At 65.6% G+C, this 22,254-nt stretch carries 13 protein-coding genes; 2 read left to right on the top strand and 11 right to left on the bottom strand.

Annotated features, from left to right (window positions below; genetic code table 11):
- Positions 1-60: 60 nt before the first annotated feature.
- Together BLU17_RS04160 and BLU17_RS04155 are read right to left on the bottom strand one after the other, a co-directional pair.
- Positions 61-3,480 carry a beta strand repeat-containing protein gene (locus BLU17_RS04160; RefSeq protein ID WP_091994851.1) on the bottom strand — a complete coding sequence of 1,140 codons (3,420 nt, stop codon included), beginning with the start codon at positions 3,478-3,480 and terminating at the stop codon, positions 61-63.
- A gap of 181 nt (positions 3,481-3,661) precedes the next feature.
- Entirely contained in the window at positions 3,662-4,561 is a 900-nt protein-coding gene (locus tag BLU17_RS04155) for a peptidylprolyl isomerase (RefSeq protein WP_091994847.1), read from the bottom strand.
- A 577-nt stretch (positions 4,562-5,138) separates the two neighbouring features.
- On the opposite strand from BLU17_RS04155, the gene BLU17_RS04150 reads away from it, so the two are divergent.
- Complete coding sequence (locus BLU17_RS04150; protein WP_091994844.1) at positions 5,139-5,975, top strand: response regulator transcription factor; 837 nt, start codon at positions 5,139-5,141, stop codon at positions 5,973-5,975.
- A gap of 292 nt (positions 5,976-6,267) precedes the next feature.
- Here the strand turns inward: BLU17_RS04150 and BLU17_RS04145 are convergent, their stop codons facing one another.
- The 8 genes from BLU17_RS04145 to BLU17_RS04110 all read right to left on the bottom strand — a co-directional run bounded on the left by BLU17_RS04145 (position 6,268) and on the right by BLU17_RS04110 (position 18,833).
- A complete protein-coding gene (locus tag BLU17_RS04145) occupies positions 6,268-6,876 on the bottom strand; it encodes a response regulator (RefSeq protein WP_176928913.1) in 609 nt (202 codons plus the stop codon).
- 212 nt (positions 6,877-7,088) lie between these two features.
- Positions 7,089-8,342 carry a two-component system response regulator gene (locus BLU17_RS04140; RefSeq protein ID WP_091994838.1) on the bottom strand — a complete coding sequence of 418 codons (1,254 nt, stop codon included), beginning with the start codon at positions 8,340-8,342 and terminating at the stop codon, positions 7,089-7,091.
- Positions 8,339-11,944 (bottom strand): ATP-binding protein, encoded by a 3,606-nt coding sequence (locus BLU17_RS04135; RefSeq protein ID WP_091994835.1) that lies wholly within the window; start codon positions 11,942-11,944, stop codon positions 8,339-8,341. Before BLU17_RS04135 ends, BLU17_RS04140 begins: the two co-directional genes overlap by 4 nt.
- The gene (locus tag BLU17_RS04130; RefSeq protein ID WP_091994832.1) at positions 11,941-13,704 is read right to left on the bottom strand and encodes an ATP-binding response regulator; all 1,764 of its coding nucleotides are present in this window, start codon (positions 13,702-13,704) and stop codon (positions 11,941-11,943) included. The genes BLU17_RS04135 and BLU17_RS04130 overlap by 4 nt, the downstream gene beginning before the upstream one ends.
- Before the next feature lie 354 nt (positions 13,705-14,058).
- Positions 14,059-14,754, bottom strand: coding sequence for a protein phosphatase CheZ (locus tag BLU17_RS04125; RefSeq protein ID WP_425434059.1), 696 nt, complete (start codon positions 14,752-14,754; stop codon positions 14,059-14,061).
- 65 nt (positions 14,755-14,819) lie between these two features.
- On the bottom strand, positions 14,820-15,332 hold the full coding sequence (locus tag BLU17_RS04120; protein WP_091995106.1) for a chemotaxis protein CheW: 513 nt from the start codon (positions 15,330-15,332) through the stop codon (positions 14,820-14,822).
- A 575-nt stretch (positions 15,333-15,907) separates the two neighbouring features.
- Complete coding sequence (locus BLU17_RS04115; RefSeq protein ID WP_176928911.1) at positions 15,908-17,098, bottom strand: EAL and HDOD domain-containing protein; 1,191 nt, start codon at positions 17,096-17,098, stop codon at positions 15,908-15,910.
- A gap of 85 nt (positions 17,099-17,183) precedes the next feature.
- Positions 17,184-18,833 carry a methyl-accepting chemotaxis protein gene (locus BLU17_RS04110; RefSeq protein WP_342713801.1) on the bottom strand — a complete coding sequence of 550 codons (1,650 nt, stop codon included), beginning with the start codon at positions 18,831-18,833 and terminating at the stop codon, positions 17,184-17,186.
- A gap of 526 nt (positions 18,834-19,359) precedes the next feature.
- Here BLU17_RS04110 and BLU17_RS04105 point away from each other — a divergent pair.
- Positions 19,360-20,571 (top strand): GIY-YIG nuclease family protein, encoded by a 1,212-nt coding sequence (locus BLU17_RS04105; protein WP_218136992.1) that lies wholly within the window; start codon positions 19,360-19,362, stop codon positions 20,569-20,571.
- Positions 20,572-20,623: 52 nt separating this feature from the next.
- On the opposite strand, the gene BLU17_RS04100 is transcribed toward BLU17_RS04105, so the two are convergent.
- Positions 20,624-22,168: a methyl-accepting chemotaxis protein gene (locus BLU17_RS04100; protein ID WP_091994821.1), complete on the bottom strand. Its 1,545-nt coding sequence runs from the start codon at positions 22,166-22,168 to the stop codon at positions 20,624-20,626.
- Positions 22,169-22,254: the final 86 nt, after the last annotated feature.

The raw sequence follows: 22,254 nt of genomic DNA, 5'->3' as shown, positions 1-22,254 counted from the left end.
CGCCGCGCGTGCGCCAGCGGCCGAACGAATACGCTGTCTTGCCGTGCCGGGCGCCGCCCGTTACCAGCTAAAGTTGATCGACACGCCCTCGCCGGTGGATGCGCCGGACGTGGGCGAGTACGACACCGCCGCGCGAACCGACAGTTGCGACGAGAAGTCGTGCGCATAGCCGATCGCGACGGCGTTCGCCGAGCCGTAGCGGCCGGCGGCGACGCCGATGTAGTTCGACTTCTGTCCGTTCGGGTAGGCGATCAGCCCGATTGCGATGGCCTGCGCCGCGGCGGCGTGCAACTGGCCGATGTTGGCTGCGTCGGTGTTGCTCGAGCCCGGCGCGAGCTGGGTGAGCGGGCGTCCACCGGTCGAGATGGTGTTCGCCTGGTTGTTGACGGTGCCGCTGCCCAGCGCGATCGCGCCCGGCGCATTGGCCTGCGCGCCCTGGCCGATGGCGAGCGCGCCCGCGCCGTTCGCCTGCGCACCCTGGCCGATGGCGAGCGCACCCGCGCCGCTCACCTGCGAGCCGGAGCCGACCGCGATGCCGCCCGGCGCGGCGACGAGCGAGTTCGCGCCGACCGCCACCGAGCCGTCGGCCGTGACGTGCGCGTTGTAGCCGAGCGCCGTGTCGTTGGTCTTCGCGGAGGCACCGTCGCCGATTGCCGTCGCCCCGGTGCCCGCGGCCGTGGCGCTCGCGCCATACGCGCTGGCGCTCAGCGCGGAAGCGCTCGCGCCGGAGCCGACCGCCGTGCTGTACGAACCGCTTGCCACGGCGTTCGAGCCGTTGGCCGTCGCATAGGCGGCGCCGGCCTGCGCGCCCTCCCCGCTCGCCGTGCTGCCGACGCCGGCCGCGAGGGCGGACTGGCCGAGCGCCGTCGCGTAGTCCGCGATCGCCTGCGCACTCTGCCCGTATGCCGAGCTGCTCGTGCCGGAAGCGATCGATGCCTGGCCCGAGGCGATCGAGTTGTCGCCGCTCGCCTGGGCCAGCGCGCCGGTCGCCGTGCTGTTCAGGCCCGACGACGAAGCCGCCGCGCCGGTGGCCGTCGCGTCCGCGCCGCCCGCCTGCGCGCCCTGGCCGAGCGCCGTCGCCGCGACGCCGGAAGCGACCGCCAGTTGACCGTTGGCGGTCGAGTTCACGCCGCTCGCCTGCGCCAGCACGCCGGTGGCCGTGCTGGCGTTGCCGGTGGCCGCCGCGCCCGCGCCGGCCGCGAGGCTGTCGTCGCCCGAGGCCACGGCCGACGTGCCTTCGGCGGTCGAGTTCGCACCGCTCGCTACCGCGACGTTGCCGGTCGCGGTCGCGTTCGTGCCGCTCGCCTGCGCGCCCTGACCCGTGGCCGTCGAATCGATGCCGCTCGCCAGCGCCGCCTGGCCCGTGGCGGTCGCGCCCGCGCCGCTCGCGGTCGCGCTCTGCCCGCTGGCCGTGGCGTTGAGGCCCGACGCCGTCGCGCCCTGGCCGACCGCCGTCGTGTAATCGGCGTTGGCGGTTGCGCCCGCGCCCGCCGCCACGCTCGCTGCGCCGCTCGCGAGCGCACCCGCGCCGTTCGCCACGCTGCTGACGCCCGTGGCGGTCGCGCCCAGGCCCGTCGCCGTCGAATAGTCGCCGCCGGCGAGCGCCGACTCGCCGAGCGCCGTCCCGCCGAGGCCCGACGCGCTGGCCGCACCGCCGAACGCGCTGCTGTCGTCGCCGCTCGCCACCGACGCGACGCCGTTGGCCGTCGCGTTCAGCCCACTTGCCTGCGAACCGGCACCCGTCGCCGTGCTGCTCGCCCCCGACGCGAGGGCGCTCAGGCCCGTGGCCGTCGCGTTCTGCGCGATGGCCTGCGCGCCCTGGCCGAACGCGGTCGTGCCCGCCGCGTTGGCGACCGCGTACTCGCCCACCGCCGTCGCGTTCTCGCCCGATGCGAGCGATGCCTGCCCCAACGCGGTCGACTGGTCGCCGCTCGCCTGCGAAGCCTGGCCGAACGCCGAGCTGTACGCACCCGTCGCCTGCGCGCTCTGGCCCGTGACCGTCGCGCCCATGCCGCTGCCGAGCGCGCCCTGCCCCGTCACCGTGCTGCCGTCGCCCGACGCCACGGCGCTTTCTCCTAGCGCCGTGGCCGCGAGACCCGATGCGCTGGCGCCGCCGCCGAACGCGCCGGTGTCCTCGCCGCTCGCCACCGACGCGACGCCGTTGGCCGTCGCGTTCAGTCCGCTCGCGAGCGAGCCGGTCCCCGTCGCCGTGCTGTTGCTGCCCGACGCCACCGCGCCCTGGCCGAGCGCCGTCGCGTTGAGGCCCGACGCGAACGCGCCCTGACCGAGCGCCGTTGCGTCCACCGCCTGCGCCACGGCGTTCTGGCCGATCGCCACGCTGTTGGCCGACAGTGCGCCCGCGCCCTGGCCGTTGGCGACGCTGTCCGCGCCGGACGCCACCGCGCCCTCGCCGGTCGCCGTCGCGGCCACGCCGGTCGCGTGCGCGTTCTGCCCGAGCGCGGTGCTGTCCGTCGTGGACGCCACCGCCGACTGGCCGAGGGCGGTCGAGTTGAGGCCGGTCGCCTGCGCCGACTCGCCGACCGCCGTGCTGTTGTCGCCGCTCGCCAGCGACTCCGCGCCGAGCGCGGTGCTGTTGGTGCCCGACGCCGTCGCGTTCACGCCGACCGCGGTCGAATAGATGCCGGTCGCCGAGGCGCCCGCGCCGATGGCCGTCGACCCGACCGCCGAGGCGTTCGCGTCGGTGCCGAGCGCGGTCGAGGTGCCCGTGGTGGCGTTGGCGCTGTTGCCGATCGCCACTGCGTTGACGTCGCCCGTGGTGGCCTCGGCGCCGCCGTAGCCCGCGCCCGACAGCGCGCCGCCGCCGAGCGTGATGCCGTTCGACCAGGTCGACATGTTCGTGTCGCCGAGCGTGATCGCGCCGGCGTCCGCCGAGATGCCCTGGGTCGCGGCAACGTGGCTCGCATTGACGTCGCCGCCGACGTTGACGTTGCCGACCACCCCGAGGTTGTTCTGGAAGATCGAGTCGCCGGTGATGTTCGCGCCGCCCGCGTCGACCTGGATCGACCCGGTGAATTCCTGATCGCAGTTCGGCAGGCCGGCCTGCGTCACCTGAACGTACAGGGCCGCCAGCGAGGTGCCGAGGCCGACCGCATCCGCGGCGGCCCCGGTTGCGGGAGCCGGGTTGGCAAAGCCGTCTTCCGTGGCGAGCTCCGCCGCTTCCGACGTGACGCCGGCCAGCTGGGCCGCCGTGCCCGCAGCCTGGGCGACGATGCCGAGATTGGTGAGCTGCTGGCTACACGTCGCATCCGACGGATCGGACACCTGCTGGCTCGTCGAGAGATACGACGGCGTCGGCGGCGTGGCCGCCGCATGGGTGCTGTTGGTGCCGTTCGCCAGCGCCTGCTGTCCGTTCAAAAGCCCCGCCAGCAACATGACGGCGGTCGAAACGGCGGCCGTGCTCTTCCTGGTCGCCAGCCGACCAGCCCGCCCTGGCAGACTCGGAAATGACTCTGTCTTCATCGAAAAATTTCCCCGTATCGCTGAGTATCGAATGCACGGCTCGCCGCGCCGCCGACGGTCGTCGAGGACCGTCCGGCAGCGCGCGCATGCCGCCTTCTTTTTTTGCACTACTGAACGATTGCTTCGCTCCGGTTTCCGGCCGCCCGTTGCCGCACGATCTTGCGGCCCGCGCCGGGCCCGCTCAGTGCGCCGCGGCGAACGCCTGGTTGAGCGCCTGCTCGTTTATCTTCACGCTGTCCTGCTTCATCAACGTCGCCAGATAGGCTTGGGCGTTCGCCCGCTGCTTTTGCAGCCGCAACGCCGTACGTATGGAGTCCTTGACATCGGAAAGCGGCCTCACGAAGGCGGGCCGCACCTCGATCAGCCGGACGATGTGAAAGCCCGCGTCGGTGCGAATGAGGCCGCTCGTGCCGCCCGGCTTGAGCGTGTCGACGGCCTGGCGAACCGGCGGCAGCAACTGCGTTTCCGGGACGAAGCCGAGGTCGCCGTGCTTCGCCGCGCTGGCGGCGTCCTGCGAGTACGTCGCGGCAACTGCGCCGAAGTCGGCGCCGGGCGCGCCCGCCTGGCGAGCCGCGTCGTCGGCCTGCCTGCGGGCCTTCGCGAGCATTGCGGCGTCCGCTCCCGCGGGCGCCGGAATGAATATCTGCGCCAGATGCAGGGCGCGCGGCACCGTGAACCTCGCCGCATCGTGCCGCCAGACGGCCTCGATCAGATGGTCGTCCGGGTAGGATGCCGGCGGCTCGGAAAGCGAGGACAGATAGCTACGAACGATTGCGTTACGTTGCGCCGCCTCCATCTGCGCGCGCACCTGCGGTTGCTTGTCCCAGCCTCTTGCGTGCGCCTCCATGAGCACCCGGCGGTCCATCAGCCTTCCCCTCACGATGTCGTCGAGGAACGAAGGATCGGTACGCAGGCGCGTCCGGACGTCGGCGGGAAGCGACTCGATGATGGCTGTCACGTCCGCCTGCGACAGCGATATGTCCCCCGTGCTCGCCACGACGCTGGCGCTCTCTGTCCCGGCGGCGGCGCATGCGCCTCCACTGAGTGCGAGCGCACACGTTAGTAGTACTGCCTTCTTCATGGAATACCTCGCTGTTCTGCCCACCGCCTGGCAAATGCCGGCGGTTGCAAGTTACCGGGACCCTCCCGGTAACTTCATTGCCCGGGGTTTCACAGGAGTCGAACAATACCGGGTCGAGAAAAACTTCGCGACTCAAGACGTTTGCCAAACTGCCGGGGAATTTTGCTTTCGAAAAAAAAATTGAAGCCGGCCGGCGTCGCGCGGCGACGGCGACAACGCACCATGCACCCGTCGTTTACATGCCAAACGTTTGCCTGGAAATCTGTGGGCACAGGCATCGCGCCCGGAACGTTGAACGCGAACCGCGCACACAGGCGCAACGCTGGCGAGAAGCCTTGTCAGCGAGGCAGACCCCGATGTATATAGCGCTTTTGCCTGCTGTTTTGAGGCAATGCAAACGCGACCCGCAAGTGGACTCAAGGAACGCAGAGATGAACCGATATGTACTAAAGAAGGGAGCGTGGCAGTCGCGGAAGCCATCGATACCTCTGATTGCCCGAGTGACTCGCCCGTCTGCCACCAGACGCCAGGTCGCCAATCTTGCCGCTCGACAGACACGACCAACGATCCGATACACATGAACCAGGCAGAGCTTGAACGTAGCCCCGTCAGAAGCCGGAACGGGAAACTGCGCGTACTTGTGATAGATGACAATCCGGACGACAGGGTGCTGCTCGCGGACTTCCTGGGACAGCAGGAGTACCGGGTCTACGTCGCCGCCGACGGACTCGACGGCGTCAGAAAGACCCAGCTGGTCCAGCCGGATCTGATCCTGATGGATATCACGCTGCCGATATGCGACGGGCTCGCGGCATGCCGGCAAATCAAGGCCAATCCGGCGACGCAGGCCATTCCGCTCATCTTCGTGACCGCCGCCGTGGAGCCGCTGGAGCGCGTAGCCGGGTTGATGGCCGGCGCCATCGACTACATCCTCAAGCCGTTCGACCTCGAGGAACTGCGCCTTCGCCTCAAGATACACATGCTCAACAAGGCCGTCCGTCCTCATGAGGACGACAGCGTCATATTGAACGAAACCGCGCGCAACCTCGACGTCGTGCTGTTTCGCAGCGCACGCGCCATCGTGCATGCCAACCTCGCCGAAACACCGGACATGCAGGCACTCGCGAAATCGGTGGGGACCAATGCGCGCCGGCTGACGCTCGCGTTCCAGCGCTGCGTCGGGCTGAGCGCGGCCGAGTACGTGCGCGAGAAGCGCCTGAAGAAGGCAAAGCAATTGCTGACGGAAACCTCGCTCGAGGTCGGTTCCATTGCCGAAATGGTCGGCTTTAGCGGCGGCGCCAACTTCTCGACGGCCTTCCGGCTCCGCTTCGGCGTCACGCCGAGCAACCTGAGGCAATCGCGAAGAACCGGCGCGCCGCATGGGTTCCATCCCGACTCGTGCGCAACAGCCTGACGCACGGCCCGCTTCCAGCGCTGCCCGCGCGGTAACGGATAACCCGTTACCGCGCGGGCGCATGGACTCAGCCGATGAAACACGAGAAAGAAACCGGTGAAACAAGCCGGCCGACAATCCGCTAACGCGTGTCGCTCACGGGCTTCGCGCCTGACCTCGTGACGCTTGCACAGCGCCTTGCCGAAGCGGCGCGGCACGCTCAATGCACGGCGTACAGATACCGGTAAAGCCCGGCCGCCGCCACGCCGCCGGGCAACGGCCCCAGCCGGGCTCAAAAGATCGCCTGGCGCGCCTACCTCAGATCGCGCCCAATGAACTTGAGAACGCTTTCCCTCAGCTTGAGCGGCTTGACCGGCTTTTCGAAGTACGCGCGAGCGCCGGTCTTTTCAGCCCGTTCCTGCGGATTGACCTGGGGATAGCCGGTGACCATGATGACGGGCGTCGCCTGCAGTGGCGGACTCGCATGAATCATTTCGCAGACGGCGAACCCGTCGACCGTGCCGCCCAGCGAGATATCCACGATCACGACGTCGGGTGGAGACTTGCTCAACCACTGGAACGCTTCGTCGATGTCGCCGACCGACTTCACGGCGCAACCTTCGCGCTGCAACGCGGCTGCCAGCACTTTTCTGGACACCGCGTCGTCGTCGAGCACCAGCGCCGAAACGCCGGTCAACCGCATCGGCCTGCGCCGGTTTCTGTACTTGACGCCCGCCGCGCGCTGCACGGCGGACAGCTCTGCGCGCAGTGCCTTACGCTCTTTTTCACCGACAGCGCCCAAATCCATGAGCTCGCCGATCACGAGATCCCGCAGATCCTCCCCGCCCCGTTGCCGGCCAGGCCCGATCGCATCGCCCCCGCCTATGTAGAGCTCCAGGTCCCGGTCGACGACGAATTTCATTCCGCTCGCCCTGACAATTTCCGCGAACTCCTTGACGAATTCCGCCGGGCGCGGACTCGCGAAAGCCACTCTCACGAGGCGGCCGTTGCGACAGGCTGCGGCAAGCACCTCCCAACGGGGCAACCCCGCGGCCCGACACGCGAGCTCGACGCTCTCGCGCGTGTCGCCAGAAATGCTCCGATCGCGATTCACCATGCCCCTCCAACCGATACTCAATGTCCCGGGAGCGCAGGAACGCACCGGCCCCCGTCGTACCCTGCGGGGACCCAGCCGCCCACCCCGCTGCGCAACCACTGGACCAGATTATTTTCCGTCAACGCCGGCGCCCACAGCCATCCCTGGCCGGCATCGCAGCCATAATCCTGCAAGCAGCGCAGCGCATCTTCCGTCTCGATGCCTTCGGCAATGGTGCGAAGGCCCATTTCATGTGCCATCCTGACGATCGAGCGCAGCATCCGGTCTGCATCGACGTCGCTGCTCGCCGACGAAACGAATGCCCGGTCGAGCTTCAGCTCGTTGAAAGGCATTCTAAAAAGCGACAGCAGCGAGGCATAACCGGTCCCGAAGTCGTCGATCGACAACTGCACGCCGATGATCCGCAGACGCGTCAGCACGTCGCTGACTTCGAAGGAATTACCGAGGTCGTTACCCTCCGTGATTTCCAGAACGAGGCGACTGGCCGGAACTCCGGTTTCCTTGAGGACCGTCCCGACGAAGGCGAGCAACGCCCAATCGATCGCCAATGGACTCACGTTTACCGCGACCGATAGTGACAGATGCGGAAATTCGTCGGTCCAGCGCGCACAAGCCTCCAGCGCCTTTCTCAACACGATTTCCGTCAGCGAGCGAATCTGCCCCGACGACTCCGCGAGCGGGATGAACACGTCGGCGCTGATATTGCCCATCTTTGGCGACGGCCATCGCGCCAGCGCCTCGACACCTATCGGTATACCGCTCGAAAGCGATATCTTGGGCTGGTACAGAGGAACGATCTCGCCGGCTTCGATCGCAGACGCAAGATCCGCCGCACACACGGCAGCCGGTTCGCGCTGCGACGACTGCAACGGATGATTCGGCGTCCTCTGCTTCAACAAGCGCCCCAGCTCGTCCCGGTTAATCGGCTTGCTCAGCGAGCCCGCTACGTGGACGCCCTGAGTCTGGGCCAGCCGCATCGCCGCCGCCTGGGTTTTCTTGTCGCATCCGCTCACCAGAATAACGGAGCGCGGCGGCTGGATGGCCCCCAGATTGCGCAGCAGATCGAGGCCGAATTCTTCGCCCAGCTTCAGATCGAGCAATATCCACTCGATGCTTGTATCCCGCAGCAGACGCAGCGCTTCGTTCACGTTGGTCGCCATGACGGTTTCGACGTCGAGCTGGTTCGTCATCGCCTGGATGATCTTGATCTGAACCGGATCGTCCTCGACGATCAAGGCCGCGCCGCCACGATCATTGCTCGCCTCCGTCATGTCATCTCCCGAACCACTTCCGAAAGACGCTCGTCGATCAAGGCAAATGCGCGCTCGGCTCGTTCCATAAGATCAGAGATTGTTCCGTTGTCGTTGTCGTTGGCGGATGCCCGCATTTCCATCTCTTTCATCAGGGCGGAAAAGCCGCTCGCCCCGACATACGCACTGCTGGATTTCAGGGAATGGGCGATTCGGCCGACCTGCAACATCGTCCGCGTCGATATGGCCAGGTTCAATTCGGCCATCTGACGTGCGCCATCCTCGCGGAACGTGGTGACGATGTCGGCGGCCAGCGCCATTCCGTCGTCGCCGTCCGCCAGATCGGACAGTTCGTCGATACATTGCATGTCGATCTGCGCATCTTGCTGCGCCGGATGCCCGCCTCGCACGGCCACGCTGCTGCCGCTGGCCGCGTCGTCGCCCGGCGAACCGGCCGCATTTACCCTGAACATGACTCTCTCCGAGAATTGTGCAAATGTGAACGGCTTCGCAAGCACTTCCGACGCGCCCGCGGCCATGCACTGCGCGACGTTTGCCGAAGTCAGGTCCGCCGTGATGGCGATGATCGGCATGGGGGGCATTTCGCGCGCGCGCTCCGAGGCGCGGATGGCGGCAATCGCCGCCATGCCGTCCATTTTCGGCATATGGCAATCCATGAGGATGAGATCGAAATGCGATTGCTCGAATACGCGTACTGCTTGCTCGCCGTCCACCGCGATCTCCGCAGTCAAACCGAGACGGCCAAGCGATGCCACCACGACCGCCCGATTGACCTGGTTGTCCTCGGCGAGCAGGATGCGCGGCGGCGAACCGATTTGCTCCGGCGGACAGGCGCAGACCGGGGGCGCCGGCCTGGCCGGATCCTGCGCCGCCGGGGGAATGTCAGGCACCGTATCGATCATCGGCGGCTCCGCCATCGGTAAATCGTCTGAAGGCGAGGCATTGAGCCGGGCCTCCGCCCACGTAAGGTCCACGGGCAAGCGCACCACGAATGTCGCGCCGCTGCCCAACTCGCTCGTCACCTCGATTTCTCCACCGAAGCGCACCACCAGTTCGCGGACGAGAAAGAGACCCACACCGGCTCCATCGCACTCCCGGGTTCGACTCTCGTCTGCCTGAGCGAACGGCATGAAGATGCGCTCGTGGTTATCAGGGGAAATCCCGCGTCCGGTATCCTGAACCGCTATCCGCAGATGGCCGTTTCCACCGGGGCCGGACAGCAGATTCACGCGCAGCCCGACGCCGCCATGTCCGGTAAATTTCAGGGCGTTCGACAGAAGGTTGACGATGATCTGCCGGATGCGCCCGGAATCGGACCAGACGATTGCATCCTCCAGCCCTTCGATCTCCAGATGAAACGCCAGCCCCCTCGCCTCGGCGTCGAGAACGAACGGGTGCGCGGCTTCCTTGACGAGGCCGACTATGTCGAAGCGCTCCTTGTTGAGCGCGACGAGGCCTTCTTCGATCCCGGCAATGTCCAGAATGCGCTCGATGAGGTCTCTCAGCGTGGCGCCGGAATGGCGGATCATGGTCAACAGCCGATGCTGCTCGGCACTCTGCTCGAAATCGAGCAGCAGCTCCACCGGACCGATCACGCCGTTGAGCGGCGTTCTGAGCTCGTGACTCATGCGCGCCATGAAGCGGTTCTTGGCCGCGCTCGAAATCTCCGCGGCATTCTTGGCGATCAGCAGTTCCGCCGCCAGTTGCTGCTGCTCGGTGAACTTCTGCTGCAACGCCGTGTTCGCGCGAGTCAGGCGTTCCCGGGCTTCGCGCAATCCCTGCCGCGCGCCCGCGAGTCCAAGCGCGGCCGACGCCACCTCCACCTGCAATTCGTTGAAGCTGGCCGCCAGCTCGCCCAGTTCGTCGTTCGAGCGCGCCTCGACAGGCTTGATGTCGATGATGGCCTCTGCCGCGTCGAGGTCGCCGCGGCCGAGCGCATTCATGGCGTTCGAAAAGTCGCGCAGCGTGCCTCTCGATAGATTTCTCGCGACCCGCGCAACTTCCTGCGCCGAGTGCGCGATCATGCCCGGCAACACGATGCCGACCATGATGGTCAGCATGGCGACCACCACGAACAGGTCTTCGAGCGCGGCCCTCAAGACCACGAGGCCAGGCGGCAGTTGCGAAACGGCGAGGAAATAGCCCGCTCCGTAGAGGGCGAGCACCAGCAGCATCGCGCCGGTCAACCGGAACTGCAGCGTGAAGGCGAGGCCGGTCAACCCGGCGCGGCGCCGGTCCTCCCACTTTCGCCATGCGTAGATCGCGACGCCCGAGTAAGCCATCGCCAGCCCCGTCAGGAAAGCGGCGCGGCCAAACTGCTGGAGACCGAGGACAGTGACCCCGCACCACGCGAGAGCAGCGGCGAGGCCGAGTCCGATCGTGAATCGGGGCGCCCGGTATAGACGCAAAGCCAGCGGTTCGTGGCGCCGCATCAGCCACACGGCGATGCCCGGCATGGCGATGCCGAACAGATAGGCGAAGTTCGCGGCGGCGACAAGCCAGACGGGAACGTCGGCGAGGAGAAACACGGCGGCCGCGCCCGCCGTGACGAGCGTGGCCGCGACCGGGGCGTCGTTGGCATTTCGGCGCGAAAGGCAACCGGGCGCGAGACCGTCGTCAGCCAGTTGCGAAAGCGTGCGCGAGGCCCCCGCCAGCGGCTGAAGCGCGCCCATGAGCGTGTTGAACACGATGAACCACACGGCCGCGCACTTGGCCAGCGCGCCGAAGGCGGGCGCGAAGGCCGCGCCCATCAGCAGGCCGAGGTCGGCGCCCAACGGCCCCGCAGCGGGGACAAGCAGCCAGACGAGCGGGAGTCCCACGAAATAGACGGCCGCCATCGCCGCGCTGGCCTTCATCGCGCGCGGCACGTTTCGCTCGGGATTCAAGGTTTCCGCCGCATGGCACGCGGCGGCCTCGAATGCGGGCGCGACGAATCCGACCAGGTAGAGCCCCGACATCGCCGACGTGAGTGTGCCGAACCAGCCCGCGAACGGAAGCGTCAAGTGCAGGTCGGTGGCCCTCGACCAGTCGGCCGTGCCCGTCAGCATCGGTCCGACGATGGCGGCGAGCGCCAGCAATGCGGAGCCCGTCGCGACCGGCACGGCGAGCCGCGCCACCCACTGGATTCCACGCAGGCTGGCCAGCGTCGACAGTCCGAGCAGCGCACAGGCGATGGCGGGAACCGGAACGCCGGCGAGAAACCATCGATTGATCGCGGTGGCGCAAAGCAAGGCGGCCAGTCCGCAGACCGGTATGCGCCCCCACCAGTAACACATGCCCGTCAACGTCGAAAGCATGCTGCCGTAGGGCTTGAATGCCTCTGCGCAGGCCGATGCGACGCCGCCGACCCGGTTGGGCGACATCATCACCAGCTCGATCCAGCCGGGAAGCGCGGCATAGCCCAGCAGAAGACCGGCCAGCAGCAGCAGCACCGCGGCGCTCCCGTGGCCTGGAATGCTCCCCTCGCCCACGAACAGCGCCGTGACGAGAAGCAGATTCTGGTTGCATCCCCCCACCGCCAGCGCGGTGGTGCCGAGCCAACCGATCCGTCGCACGAACGGGCGATGCGTCGTCGGCCCCAGCTCATTCAGGGAGGGTTTCACTCGAGGCTTTCCAGTCCGGAGGCGCCGGTCGATACATTTTCCCGGCGCGAGAGAATGCTCATGATGGCTTCGTCGAGTGATGTGACGCTTGCGGGCTTGACGAGGTAGTCGTCGAAAAGGTCGAGCTGGGGCTCGTCGCTGGGCTTCGCGCGGCCCGTCAATGCGATCAGGGGAGGCGGCACGCCGAACTCAGGTTGCAGATGCAGCTCCCGAGCCAGCGAAAGCCCATCGAGATCCGGCATGCCGAGATCGACGAACGCAATATCGAATGGCCGCGAGCGCAATGCGGCGAGCGCTTCGCGCCCGGTCGCCACGGCCTCGACGGCGTAGCCGAGGCGAAGGAGCAGCGCGCTCGTCACTTTGCGGCTCACGGCGTCATCGTCCACGACCAGTATCGTGAGGCCTGCGCGGTTGATGCCGTGGCCGTCGCGATCATCGCGAACCGTGGCGCCGGGCGCCTGAAACGTCGCCTTCTCGAACGGAATGCGCAGCGTAAAAACCGAACCGGCCTTCGGAACGCTGTCGACGGTAATGCTTCCCCCCATCGCTTCGACGAGTTTCCGGCAAATCACGAGCCCGAGGCCCGTCCCGCCATATTTCTTGCGGACGTGCGGATCGGCCTGCGAGTAGCGCTTGAACACGCTGGCCGTTGCCTCGGACGTCATGCCGATGCCGGTGTCGCGCACGGCGATCGTCAACGCCACGCGCGTCGCCGAGACGGCGTGGGCTGTCGCGTACACGTGAACCCATCCTTGCGGCGTGAATTTGATCGCGTTTGTCAGGAGATTCAGCAAGACCTGCGAGATGCGCGTGCGATCGCCCACGACATACTGCGGTACCGATGCGTCGAGGTCGAGATCGAACTGCAATCCCTTCGCCGTTGCCTGCGGCCGGAGCACGGCGAATACGCAACGTAGTTCGCGATGCAGGTCGAACGGTGCGTCATGGAAGACGAAGCCGGTTTCTTCCAGCTGGGCAAAATCGAGGACCTCGTTGACGATCCTGACCAGGTGATCGGCGGAATTCTGCAATGCGCTCATGGCCGAACCATCGTCATCGGCCAGCGCATCGCTTCCCATCAAGGCAACCATGCCCGCAAAGGCATTGAGCGGCGTGCGGACCTCATGCGCCACCATGGCGAGGAACTCGGCCCGCTCCTTTTGCGATGCGAGCTTGGCCGCCTCGGCTTCGCGGACCTTGTTCAATTCGACTTCGAAATGGATCTCGCGAATTTGCAGGCGCAACTCTTCGATCACCAACGCGCCGAAGTTTCTCAACATCTCCTGTTCGCTCTGTCCGAACAGGCGCGGCTTCCTGTCGAGCACGCATAAAGTGCCGATCTTGAGATCCGGCTCGATTTCCAGTGGCGTGCCAGCGTAGAAGCGAATGCCTTCCTCTCCGGTCACCAACGGGTGACTGGCGAAGTTGCGATCAAGCAGCGTGTCCTCGACAAGAAAAAAATCGCTTTGAGCCAGCGCGGCTTCGCAAAACGATCCATCGCCCGGCATCGTGTCGATTTCGATACCGACTTTTGCCTTGAACCATTGCGCGTCGCGCCCGCGCAGCGAAACGATGCAAACCGGTACGTCGAAGAATTTCCCGGCGCAGCGCACGATGCGGTCAAGGGGATCTTCAGACGAGCGTTTGCGCCCCTTCAACGAGTCCAGTTCTGCGAACCATTCGTCCTCGCCTTCCGCCCGGAATACGGGGGGGCTGAACCCAGCCGAAGGCGGGGACGAACTATCGCTATGGATTGCCATTACAGATCACCAGATTGCACGCGGACACAATCTGTCTTCAACGGCTGCGATTCGGGTTACTTAAGGGCAGTCTTTTTAATTAATGCAATTTAAACAGGCGTTCTCCTTATTGCGTTTTCGCTCTGGTGGCCGATCAAAGCCTGCTGCGATGGCCATTCGAACGCTGTGTCGTATCTTGTCTTATGAATTAATGGTGAATCCGCGATTGATTTTAACGTTTGCGATCCGGAATCAGGCTAATTTATTTATCTGTAAAACGTTTGCCATTCGAATTGATTTCTTTAAAGTAAAAATCCAGTTTCTGCCCCCTCTCCCATGACGTCACCGGACGACTCATCACATTCGTCCGGCTGCTCAGAATCCCAGGCTTTCGAGGAACTCGTCGAGCATCGCCTGATCCTCTGCCGCATCGCCCGCGTCGTCCCCGCCCTGCACGCCGGTCTGACGATCCGGAACATCCGCGTTCGCTGCCAGTGGCGCGGCGATGGCGGCGAATTGCGCGCGGCGTGCCGCAGGAATGTTCTCCTGCAGCACGTTCACGAGCTGCTGCTCGATGACGCGCATGATTTCCATGATCTTCCGGATCATCTGTCCCGTCAGGTCCTGAAAGTCCTGGGCCAGCGTGATTTCGAGCAGTTGCTCGCTGGCTGCGCCGGTCACGACGGGAATCCGCTGCAAGAGCGCGCGCGTGTCGTCCATTAGCGCTTCGACGTCTTTTTCCCCGAGCGGGGCGGCATACCACCGGGTCCAGCGCGCATCGAGGCTGCTCGCATCGAGCCTCAGCTGCTCCTGCATGGGCATGGCGATCTCGATTGCCGTCAATACCCGGTCCGCGGCCTGTCCGGTCATCTCCACGACGCACTCGAGGCGCTTGCGCGCGTCGGGCACGGCGGCGGCGACCTGCTCCACGTTCTTGTCCAGCCCCAGCTCGCGCAGCGAATCGTGCAACGTACGCGTCAGTTGCGCGATACGCGCGAGAATCCGCTCACTTGCAACGTCGACAGACCCGTTGCCTGGGCCAGCCGTATGGGGATCGATCATCTGGTTCATGTCGATTCAAGTTCCTGAAATAACGAGTTTTCTCTAACGCCTGCCGTCCTTGTCGGGCAGGCTGTTCATGTTGCCGGCTCGTCCATCAACGCCATGTCGGGGCTCAACATCAGCGATTCGATGTCGAGCAGGATCAGCATGCGGCCGTCCACGGTGCCGAGACCCGTGAGGTACTCGGTCGTGAGCGTGGCGCCGAACTCGGGCGCGGGCATGATCTGGTCCGTCTGCAGCGTGAGCACGTCCGAGACGCCGTCCACCACCATGCCGACCACGCGGTGCGCAATATTCAGGATGATGACGACCGTCTGCTGGCCGTACTCGACGCGGCCCAGATGGAACTTGATGCGCATGTCGACGATCGGCACGATGATGCCGCGCAGGTTGATGACGCCCTTGATGAAGTCGGGCGCGTTCGCGATGCGCGTCCCGCTGTCGTAACCACGTATCTCCTGCACCTTGAGGATGTCGATGCCGTACTCTTCCGCGCCGAGGGTGAAGACGAGAAATTCCTGCCCGCCTGCATCGGCCCCGGCCGCGCCTTGCATACCGGTGCCACGGATGGATTGGACTGCTGCCACGTTAGCCCCTGAACGATTGGGAAAGGGTTGAAAAAACGCACCCGGCGCCTCGCGGATCAGCCGGTTGCGGCGCACGCGCCTGGCTCGCGCCGCGCACGACGCGATCGCCACGCGCGCGTCCATCGGCGTCCTCGCGGCGCGCCTGGCGCGGCCCGGTCGCGAAGCTCACTTCGACCTGGTGACATGGCTTTCCTGATCGCCGTTGCATTGCTCGTCCGGCGGACGCGGCTCGCTGCGGCCACGTTCCATTTGCCGGCCCCCGTTCGCCGTTCCGCAGGCGGCGAGAGACGGCAACACAGGTTTCCGAAGGCCTTGAATGACCTCTTCCAGCGACCGGGCGAGTATATCGATGAGGTTCGGATCGCTGATGTATCGATCAGATCTGCATTCCGGCATGGTCACTCCCCGCTGACATGAATCCGTTCCTTGGCGTAACAGATCGCGCCCGTGAGTCGAGCCGGAAATGAGCTGCTACAGATACTTTTACGGAAGTCGCCCTGGTTGCTTGAGCGGCATTTTCACGGCGAGTGTGCCGCGAGGCCGCCCATGACGGGATGGCCGGATCTGCGCAGCCGTCACGGCATCCAGTTCGCAAGATGCGCCGCCAGTTCCGGCCCGAATGCCGCCCGGCACGACGCCAATGCGGCCCGGTAGCCTCCTGCTTCGAGCTGTTCGGCGATCAGCAGCATGCTGCCCAGCGGGCCGCCGCGCTCGGTGACGGCGGCTCTGATGGCCGGACCGACGGGCAACTCCGCGATGAACGTACTCGCATCGCCACCGTGCGAAACATGGGCCAGCGACAGCAAGCCGGCCAGATAGGCCGACTGGCAGAGGCCGCTGTCGCCGCCCGTCTCCTGCGCGATGAATTCCATGATCGCGGCTCGTTGCGTCACGAACTGCACCAGCGGATCGTTTTCCGCTGCGAGTCCGGAGGGACTGCCGTACAGGAGCAGGCAACACCAGCGCGTCAGTTGCCGGCTGCCGACGACAGAAAAAGCCTGCCGTATCGACGCAATCTTCCTGTTGCGCAGCGAAAGCAGGCTGCTGCTGTTCGCGAGCCGAAGCAACTGGACGACCAGCATTGGCGCTTCCTTCAGCGCCTGCTCGATCTCCGCCTCGCTTGCGTCTGCGGTCAACATGCGAAGCACCTTCAATATCGCGGCGAACGCGTACGATGGGCGCGATACCGGCGACGCCAGCGGCGTGGCGAAGAAGAATCCTTGAAACAGGTCGCAACCGGCCAGCATCGCGTTCGCATGGGCGTCGCGCTGATCGATCCTTTCCGCCAGTACCTGCTTTCCGGCCTGCCTGAACCGGGCCACGATCCCCGCCGCTTCGTCGGCGGGAATGCGGGGCCAGTCCAGCTTGACGACATCGACATAGGGCAGAAGCGCCTCGAGTGCCGGATCGAATCCCCGCACGCCGTCGAGCGCAAGGCGATAACCCATTGCGCGCAGCCGCTCGCATTGGCTGACAAGCTGCGGTGCCGGCAGGAATCCGGCCGCGACCTCGAGCACCACGCCGGAAAACGGCAACTCGCCGATCAGATCCTGCGGATGCGTAACATCGGCATAACTGACGAACGTATCCCCCAAGCCGATCAGTCGTTCCAGCTCCCCCGAACTGCGGACACGCTCCGCCCTCCCGGCCTGTTCGCGCAAGCGCCCGTGATCGTCGGCCACCTGTGCATCGTCGTCCCCAAGCAGTATCTCGTGCGCGACGACGGAACCGCTCCGGTCCAGAACCGGCTGACGGGCGACAAACAACCCGGTTATCCTCTGCACTCGCAATCCCCTTTATTCTGTAAGCCTGATCGATCGTCCATCTTTTTGTCTGTCAGGACGCAAGCGCTCATTGAAATACGGTCACAGCTTCGATCAGCCGCGCGGCCTGATGCTGCAATCGCCCGGAGACTTCCGCGCTCTGCTCGACGAGGGTCGCGTTCTGCTGCGTCATCTGCTCCAACCGGATGACTTCGCTGTTGACCTCGCCGATGCCGTCCGACTGCTCACGCGTGGCCGAGCTGATATCGCCGATCAGCGACGTGACGCTGGTGATCGAATCGACGATGCCGGTCATCGCCGTGCTCGCCTCGTCGATGAGGCGATTGCCGCCCTCTATCGTGGCGACGCTCTGCCCGATCAGCGCCGTGACCTCCTTCGCCGCGTTCGCACTGCGCTGGGCCAGTGCCCGGACTTCGCCGGCCACCACCGCGAAGCCGCGCCCCGATTCGCCCGCGCGGGCCGCCTCCACCGCCGCGTTGAGCGCGAGGATGTTGGTCTGGAACGCAATGCCGTCGATCACGTCGACGATTTCGCTGATCCGCCGGCTCGACACCGTGATGCCGTCCATGGTGGCCGTCACCTTGTCCATCATCTCGCAGCCATGGGCCGCCGCCGCGCTGGCCGCGACGGCGAGTTCGTTCGCGCGGCCGGCGGTCTGCGCGTTGTTCCTGACCGCCGCGGTGATCTGTTCGATGGACGCGGCGGTGTGTTCCAGGCTCGCCGCGGTCTCTTCGCTGCGCGAGCCGAGATCGATGCTGCCCTGGGCCATCTCCCGGCTGGTACTTCCCAGCCCGGGAATCTGCTCGCCGATGTCGTCCACGAGCGAACGCAGGTTCAGCCCGGACTGCTCGATCGCCCGCAGGATCATCCCGATCTCGTCGACGCGGTCCATGTGCAGATCTTCGTTGCGCTTGCCGGTCGCGATGTCGAGGGCCTGGCGAAGCACGCGCTCGACCGGATGCGATATTTGCATGTCGATCCATGCCACCAGCAGCAGCAAGATGGCCACCTCGATTCCCGAGACGGCGGCGAGGCTGACGCCTCGTAGCCCGAACGCATCGTTGCCGAGTATGCCGAGCGCGGCGGCAATCAGCGCGCCGCAGCGAATGCGCCAACGCACGCGCATCGTCTTCAGCGACGAGGCCCAGCGCATCCATCCGCTTCGCACCACCGTGCCACGATGGAACCCCAGATGGGTCGCCTTCCCGCTGCGAAAACGCCGATAGAGTTCGTCGGCCGCTTCGACCTCGTCGCGGCCGACCCATGTGCGGACCGACATGTAGCCGAGCAGCGTGCCGCGGTGATCGATGGGAGCCACGTGAGCGCGGACCCAGTAGTGATCGCCGTTCTTGCGCCGGTTTTTCACGAGCGCGGCCCACGACAATCCCGCCCGCAAGGTGGCCCACATGTCGGCGAACGCCTCGGGCGGCATGTCCGGATGGCGTACCACGTTGTGCGGCTGACCGATGAGTTCCTCCCGCTCAAACCCGCTTACCCGGACGAACGCCGCATTCGCATACGTGATGAGCCCATTGCAGTCGGTCACCGACATGAGCGTCGTGTCTTTCGGCAACTCATATTCGCGCCCGGTAACGGGCAAATTGTTACGCACAATCAATCCTTCTTTGCAACGTGACTGTTCTGCTTCATGTTCCAGATGCAACCCATCCTTCGCGGATGGATTGGCTGACTGGCGAGGGGGTGTTTGCGGCCGCAACTGGGTGTGACCGTGCCATTCCAGCCTGCGAGGCAAGGCCGGAACTGGCTGGGATCGATCTGCGGAATGTCATGAACGACCTGCCCCGTGGCGCGCGGGCCTTCCTCGCCTCGCCGAATGCGCCTGCCTTCCGGTCGCAAGGGACCAGAAACCGAGACCGATGCAGGCCGTCACCGCATTGGCCTTGCACTTCGTCAGCCAGCCTTGCATGGGCAACGCGTCTTCACGTCAACCTGTCGTTCTTGCGAACCACGCCCTGTCCCGCAAGCTGGGCGTGACTAACTTTTTATCGGCCTGTACCTGCGGTGTTTGAGGTGCTGATGCAAAAAATGTTGATGTGCGTCAAAAATATTGTGGGGACAGAATCGGCAAAAGTAATGCTCGATTCTCGAAAACTTGCTAGGGGAATGTAGTCGGCGAAACGCTGGCGGCCGGCTCCGCAGTTGCCATGCCGGACCGGAGCGTGCCAGTATCCGCGCCTCTGATGACAAAGCAAGGCAACCGAGCAATGCAACCTGGTAGAAGGATGGACCCCGATCTGCTTGGCAAGATCGTGCTGGCGCGTTTTCTCGAACTGTCCCTGCGCAGCTTCAGCCGGGCGGTGGCGACAGCCGACGCCGATATCGGCCGGCTGGGACTCGCCGCGTGGGTCGAGATCGGGCGGCTGTCCGGTTCGCATCTGGAGGACGCTCGACAGAACGGGCCTGCAAACCCGACGCTCGGCCGCATCGCAGACTCAAACGGCGTGCTGGTGCTGCGTTACGCCCGCGAGAGTTACATCCGTGAATACCGGCTCGACGAGGCGGCACTGGAGCACCGTGTACGGCGTGCGGCGCTTGCCCAGAATCAGTCCGCCCTGCTTGGGCGTCTGCGGCTCATCAACACGCGCAATCGCCTGACCGACGCGCTCGCCGGGGCGGCCATCGCAGCACAGGAGCATTATTTGCGCTCGGGGGCTCCGCTGACGCTGACGCCGCTGACACAAGGGCTCCTCTCCGCCCGTTTGCGTGCCGACCCGCAGTTGGCCGTGGTGGCCGACGAGGGTCGCGTTTCGCGCCTCGTCCGCCGGCTTTCCCTCACCACAGCCGACGGACGCATCGTTCCGTTTGCCACGCTCGCTCCGAAGCCGCGGCAGGTACACCGGCACATGGTCGAAAGCGTGATCCGCGAAGAAAAGAGCCGGATGCTGCGAGGCGATCTGCAGACGCCGCTGACCGACGACGCCATCGCACGCATTCTGGCGCAGGACTACGGCGTGCGAGTACTGCGCCGTTCGGTGGCAAGCATCCGCCGCGATCTCGCCATTCCAGATTCCCGAAACCGCCGTGCTCGCATGGGCTACGTGGCCGCAACGGAGGGGTTCTCCCCGCTGCTCCCGCTAACAGCTCAAACGCTGCGTGCCTGCGTACCGGACCAGCCGGGCGTCTACGAGATCCGCGCGAACGCGGAAGCAGCACAGCACGGCAGCAGTGGAAGCTGGACCGACAGTGGACTCGCGCGGGCGACCCCCACCGACGTGGTCTACATCGGGTCGAGTAGCGATCTGCGCCAGCGGCTCGGCCATCATCTGCGCGGCAGCAGCAACAATATGCCGCTGTTCCAGTGCATCGCCCGCGGCGCGGCCCGGGTGCGGTACTGCGTGGTGGAAGAAGCCTGGCGCGCGGCGGAGCGGATGCTCTATGAGGTTTTCTGCGTGACGTTCGGCGCTCCGCCCTCGTTTAACCGCATGAGTCCCTGACGGGGCCGGGTTTTCGCATCGGGAAGGACAACGATCACGTTCGGCCAGGCGGTCAGCAGAATACGCTGACCGCTTGCGCAAGCTGTGTCGCCTGCTGCTTCAGGTTTTCCGACGCCGCCGCGGTCTCCTCGACGAGCGCCGCGTTCTGCTGCGCGATTTCGTCGAGCTTCTCGATTGCCCCGTCGATCTGCGTCATCCCGATGCTCTGCTCGCTGATGGCCGCACTGATTTCGGCGATCAGCCCGGAAACCCGCTTCACCTGCTCCACGATCTCTTTCATGGTCTGGCCGGTTTCGTTGACCTGGCTGGACTGCGAATCGACCGTGCTGACGCTTTCGCCGATCAACTGCTTGATTTCGCCGGCCGCCGTGGCGCTGCGCTGCGCGAGGGCGCGAACCTCGCCCGCCACCACGGCGAACCCCCGCCCCTGGTCGCCGGCACGCGCGGCTTCGACCGCGGCGTTCAGCGCGAGGATGTTGGTCTGGAACGCAATGCCTTCGATCACGCCGATGATGTCGGTGATCCTGCGCGAACTCGACGTGACGTCGCCCATGGTGACCACCACTTCCTCGATGGCCTGCCCGCCCTTCGTTGCGGCGTCGCGGGTCTGCGCGGAGCTCAAGGCGGCCTCGCGGGCCGTTTCGGCGTTGCTCTGCGTGGCGGACGTGATCTCCGCCATCGCGCTCGCGGTCTGCTGCACGCTCGTCGCCGCCTGTTCGGTGCGGCGGCTCAGGTCGAGGTTTCCCTGGGCGATCTCGCGGCTGGCGGTACGGACGCCCGCCACCTGCCCGTTCACGTCCAGTGCCAGCCAGCGCAAGATCAGGCCCAGTTGGCCGACCACGCGATTGATCATGCCGATCTCGTCGACACGGTCGAGCGGCTTGACCTCGTATCTGTCGCCGGAGGCGACCTCGAGGGCTCCCTTAAGGACCCGTTCGAGCGGCGTCGCGATCTGCCTGCCGAAAAACACGGTGAGAGCGGCCATGCCGGCGAGGGCGAATCCGGCCGTCACGGCGGCGGGAATCGACGTCGGCCCGGCTATGACGAAGCCCGCGATCTGCCAGGCGGCGAACGCCGCCATCGCGAGGTGAAGTCTCGTCCGCACGCTCGCGGTCTTGAATAACGAGGTGATTTTCATCAGCCCCGAACGGACGATCAAGCCCTTGTGAAAGGACCGCTTACCGGCCCTGCCCTCCCGAAAGTCGCGATATAGCGCTTCCGCCGCGGCGATTTCCTCGCGCGACGGCCTCGTCCTGATCGACAGATATCCGGTCGTTTGTCCGCCGCGGACAATCGGAACGGCGTTGGCCGTCACCCAGTAGTGGTCGCCGCTCTTGTGCCGGTTCTTCACCACCGCGGACCACGGCTGGCCGTCCTTGAGGGTGCGCCACATGTCGGCGAACGCTTCGCCGGGCATGTCGGGATGGCGCACGATGTTATGCGGCTGACCTTGAAGCTCGTCGGCACTGAAGCCGCTGGCCTGCACGAAATCGACGTTGGCATAATTGATCCGGCCTTGCGCATCGGTTTTCGACATGAGCGTCGAGTTCGCGGGGAGTTCGCGCTCGCGCTGGGTGACCGGCTGATTGTTTCGCATCGTTGATCCTCGATTAGATACGCCGTGGGACAGAAAAACTCCCGTTCCGGAGCCGCGCAATTCCATCCAGAGGATTGCGATATATG

It is taken from the genome of Paraburkholderia lycopersici (genome assembly GCF_900096975.1).
GTDB lineage: Bacteria > Pseudomonadota > Gammaproteobacteria > Burkholderiales > Burkholderiaceae > Paraburkholderia > Paraburkholderia lycopersici.
Note: the sequence above shows the minus strand (reverse complement) of the source record. Positions and strands in the feature narration are given on the sequence as shown.

What these genes read in the sequence shown, in the direction of transcription:
- BLU17_RS04160 (WP_091994851.1), bottom strand. Translation starts at nt 3,480, where the DNA reads ATGAAGACAGAGTCATTTCCGAGTCTGCCAGGGCGGGCTGGTCGGCTG.
- BLU17_RS04155 (WP_091994847.1), bottom strand. Translation starts at nt 4,561, where the DNA reads ATGAAGAAGGCAGTACTACTAACGTGTGCGCTCGCACTCAGTGGAGGC.
- BLU17_RS04150 (WP_091994844.1), top strand. Translation starts at nt 5,139, where the DNA reads ATGAACCAGGCAGAGCTTGAACGTAGCCCCGTCAGAAGCCGGAACGGG.
- BLU17_RS04145 (WP_176928913.1), bottom strand. Translation starts at nt 6,876, where the DNA reads ATGAAATTCGTCGTCGACCGGGACCTGGAGCTCTACATAGGCGGGGGC.
- BLU17_RS04140 (WP_091994838.1), bottom strand. Translation starts at nt 8,342, where the DNA reads ATGACGGAGGCGAGCAATGATCGTGGCGGCGCGGCCTTGATCGTCGAG.
- BLU17_RS04130 (WP_091994832.1), bottom strand. Translation starts at nt 13,704, where the DNA reads ATGGCAATCCATAGCGATAGTTCGTCCCCGCCTTCGGCTGGGTTCAGC.
- BLU17_RS04125 (WP_425434059.1), bottom strand. Translation starts at nt 14,754, where the DNA reads ATGAACCAGATGATCGATCCCCATACGGCTGGCCCAGGCAACGGGTCT.
- BLU17_RS04105 (WP_218136992.1), top strand. Translation starts at nt 19,360, where the DNA reads ATGGACCCCGATCTGCTTGGCAAGATCGTGCTGGCGCGTTTTCTCGAA.
- BLU17_RS04100 (WP_091994821.1), bottom strand. Translation starts at nt 22,168, where the DNA reads ATGCGAAACAATCAGCCGGTCACCCAGCGCGAGCGCGAACTCCCCGCG.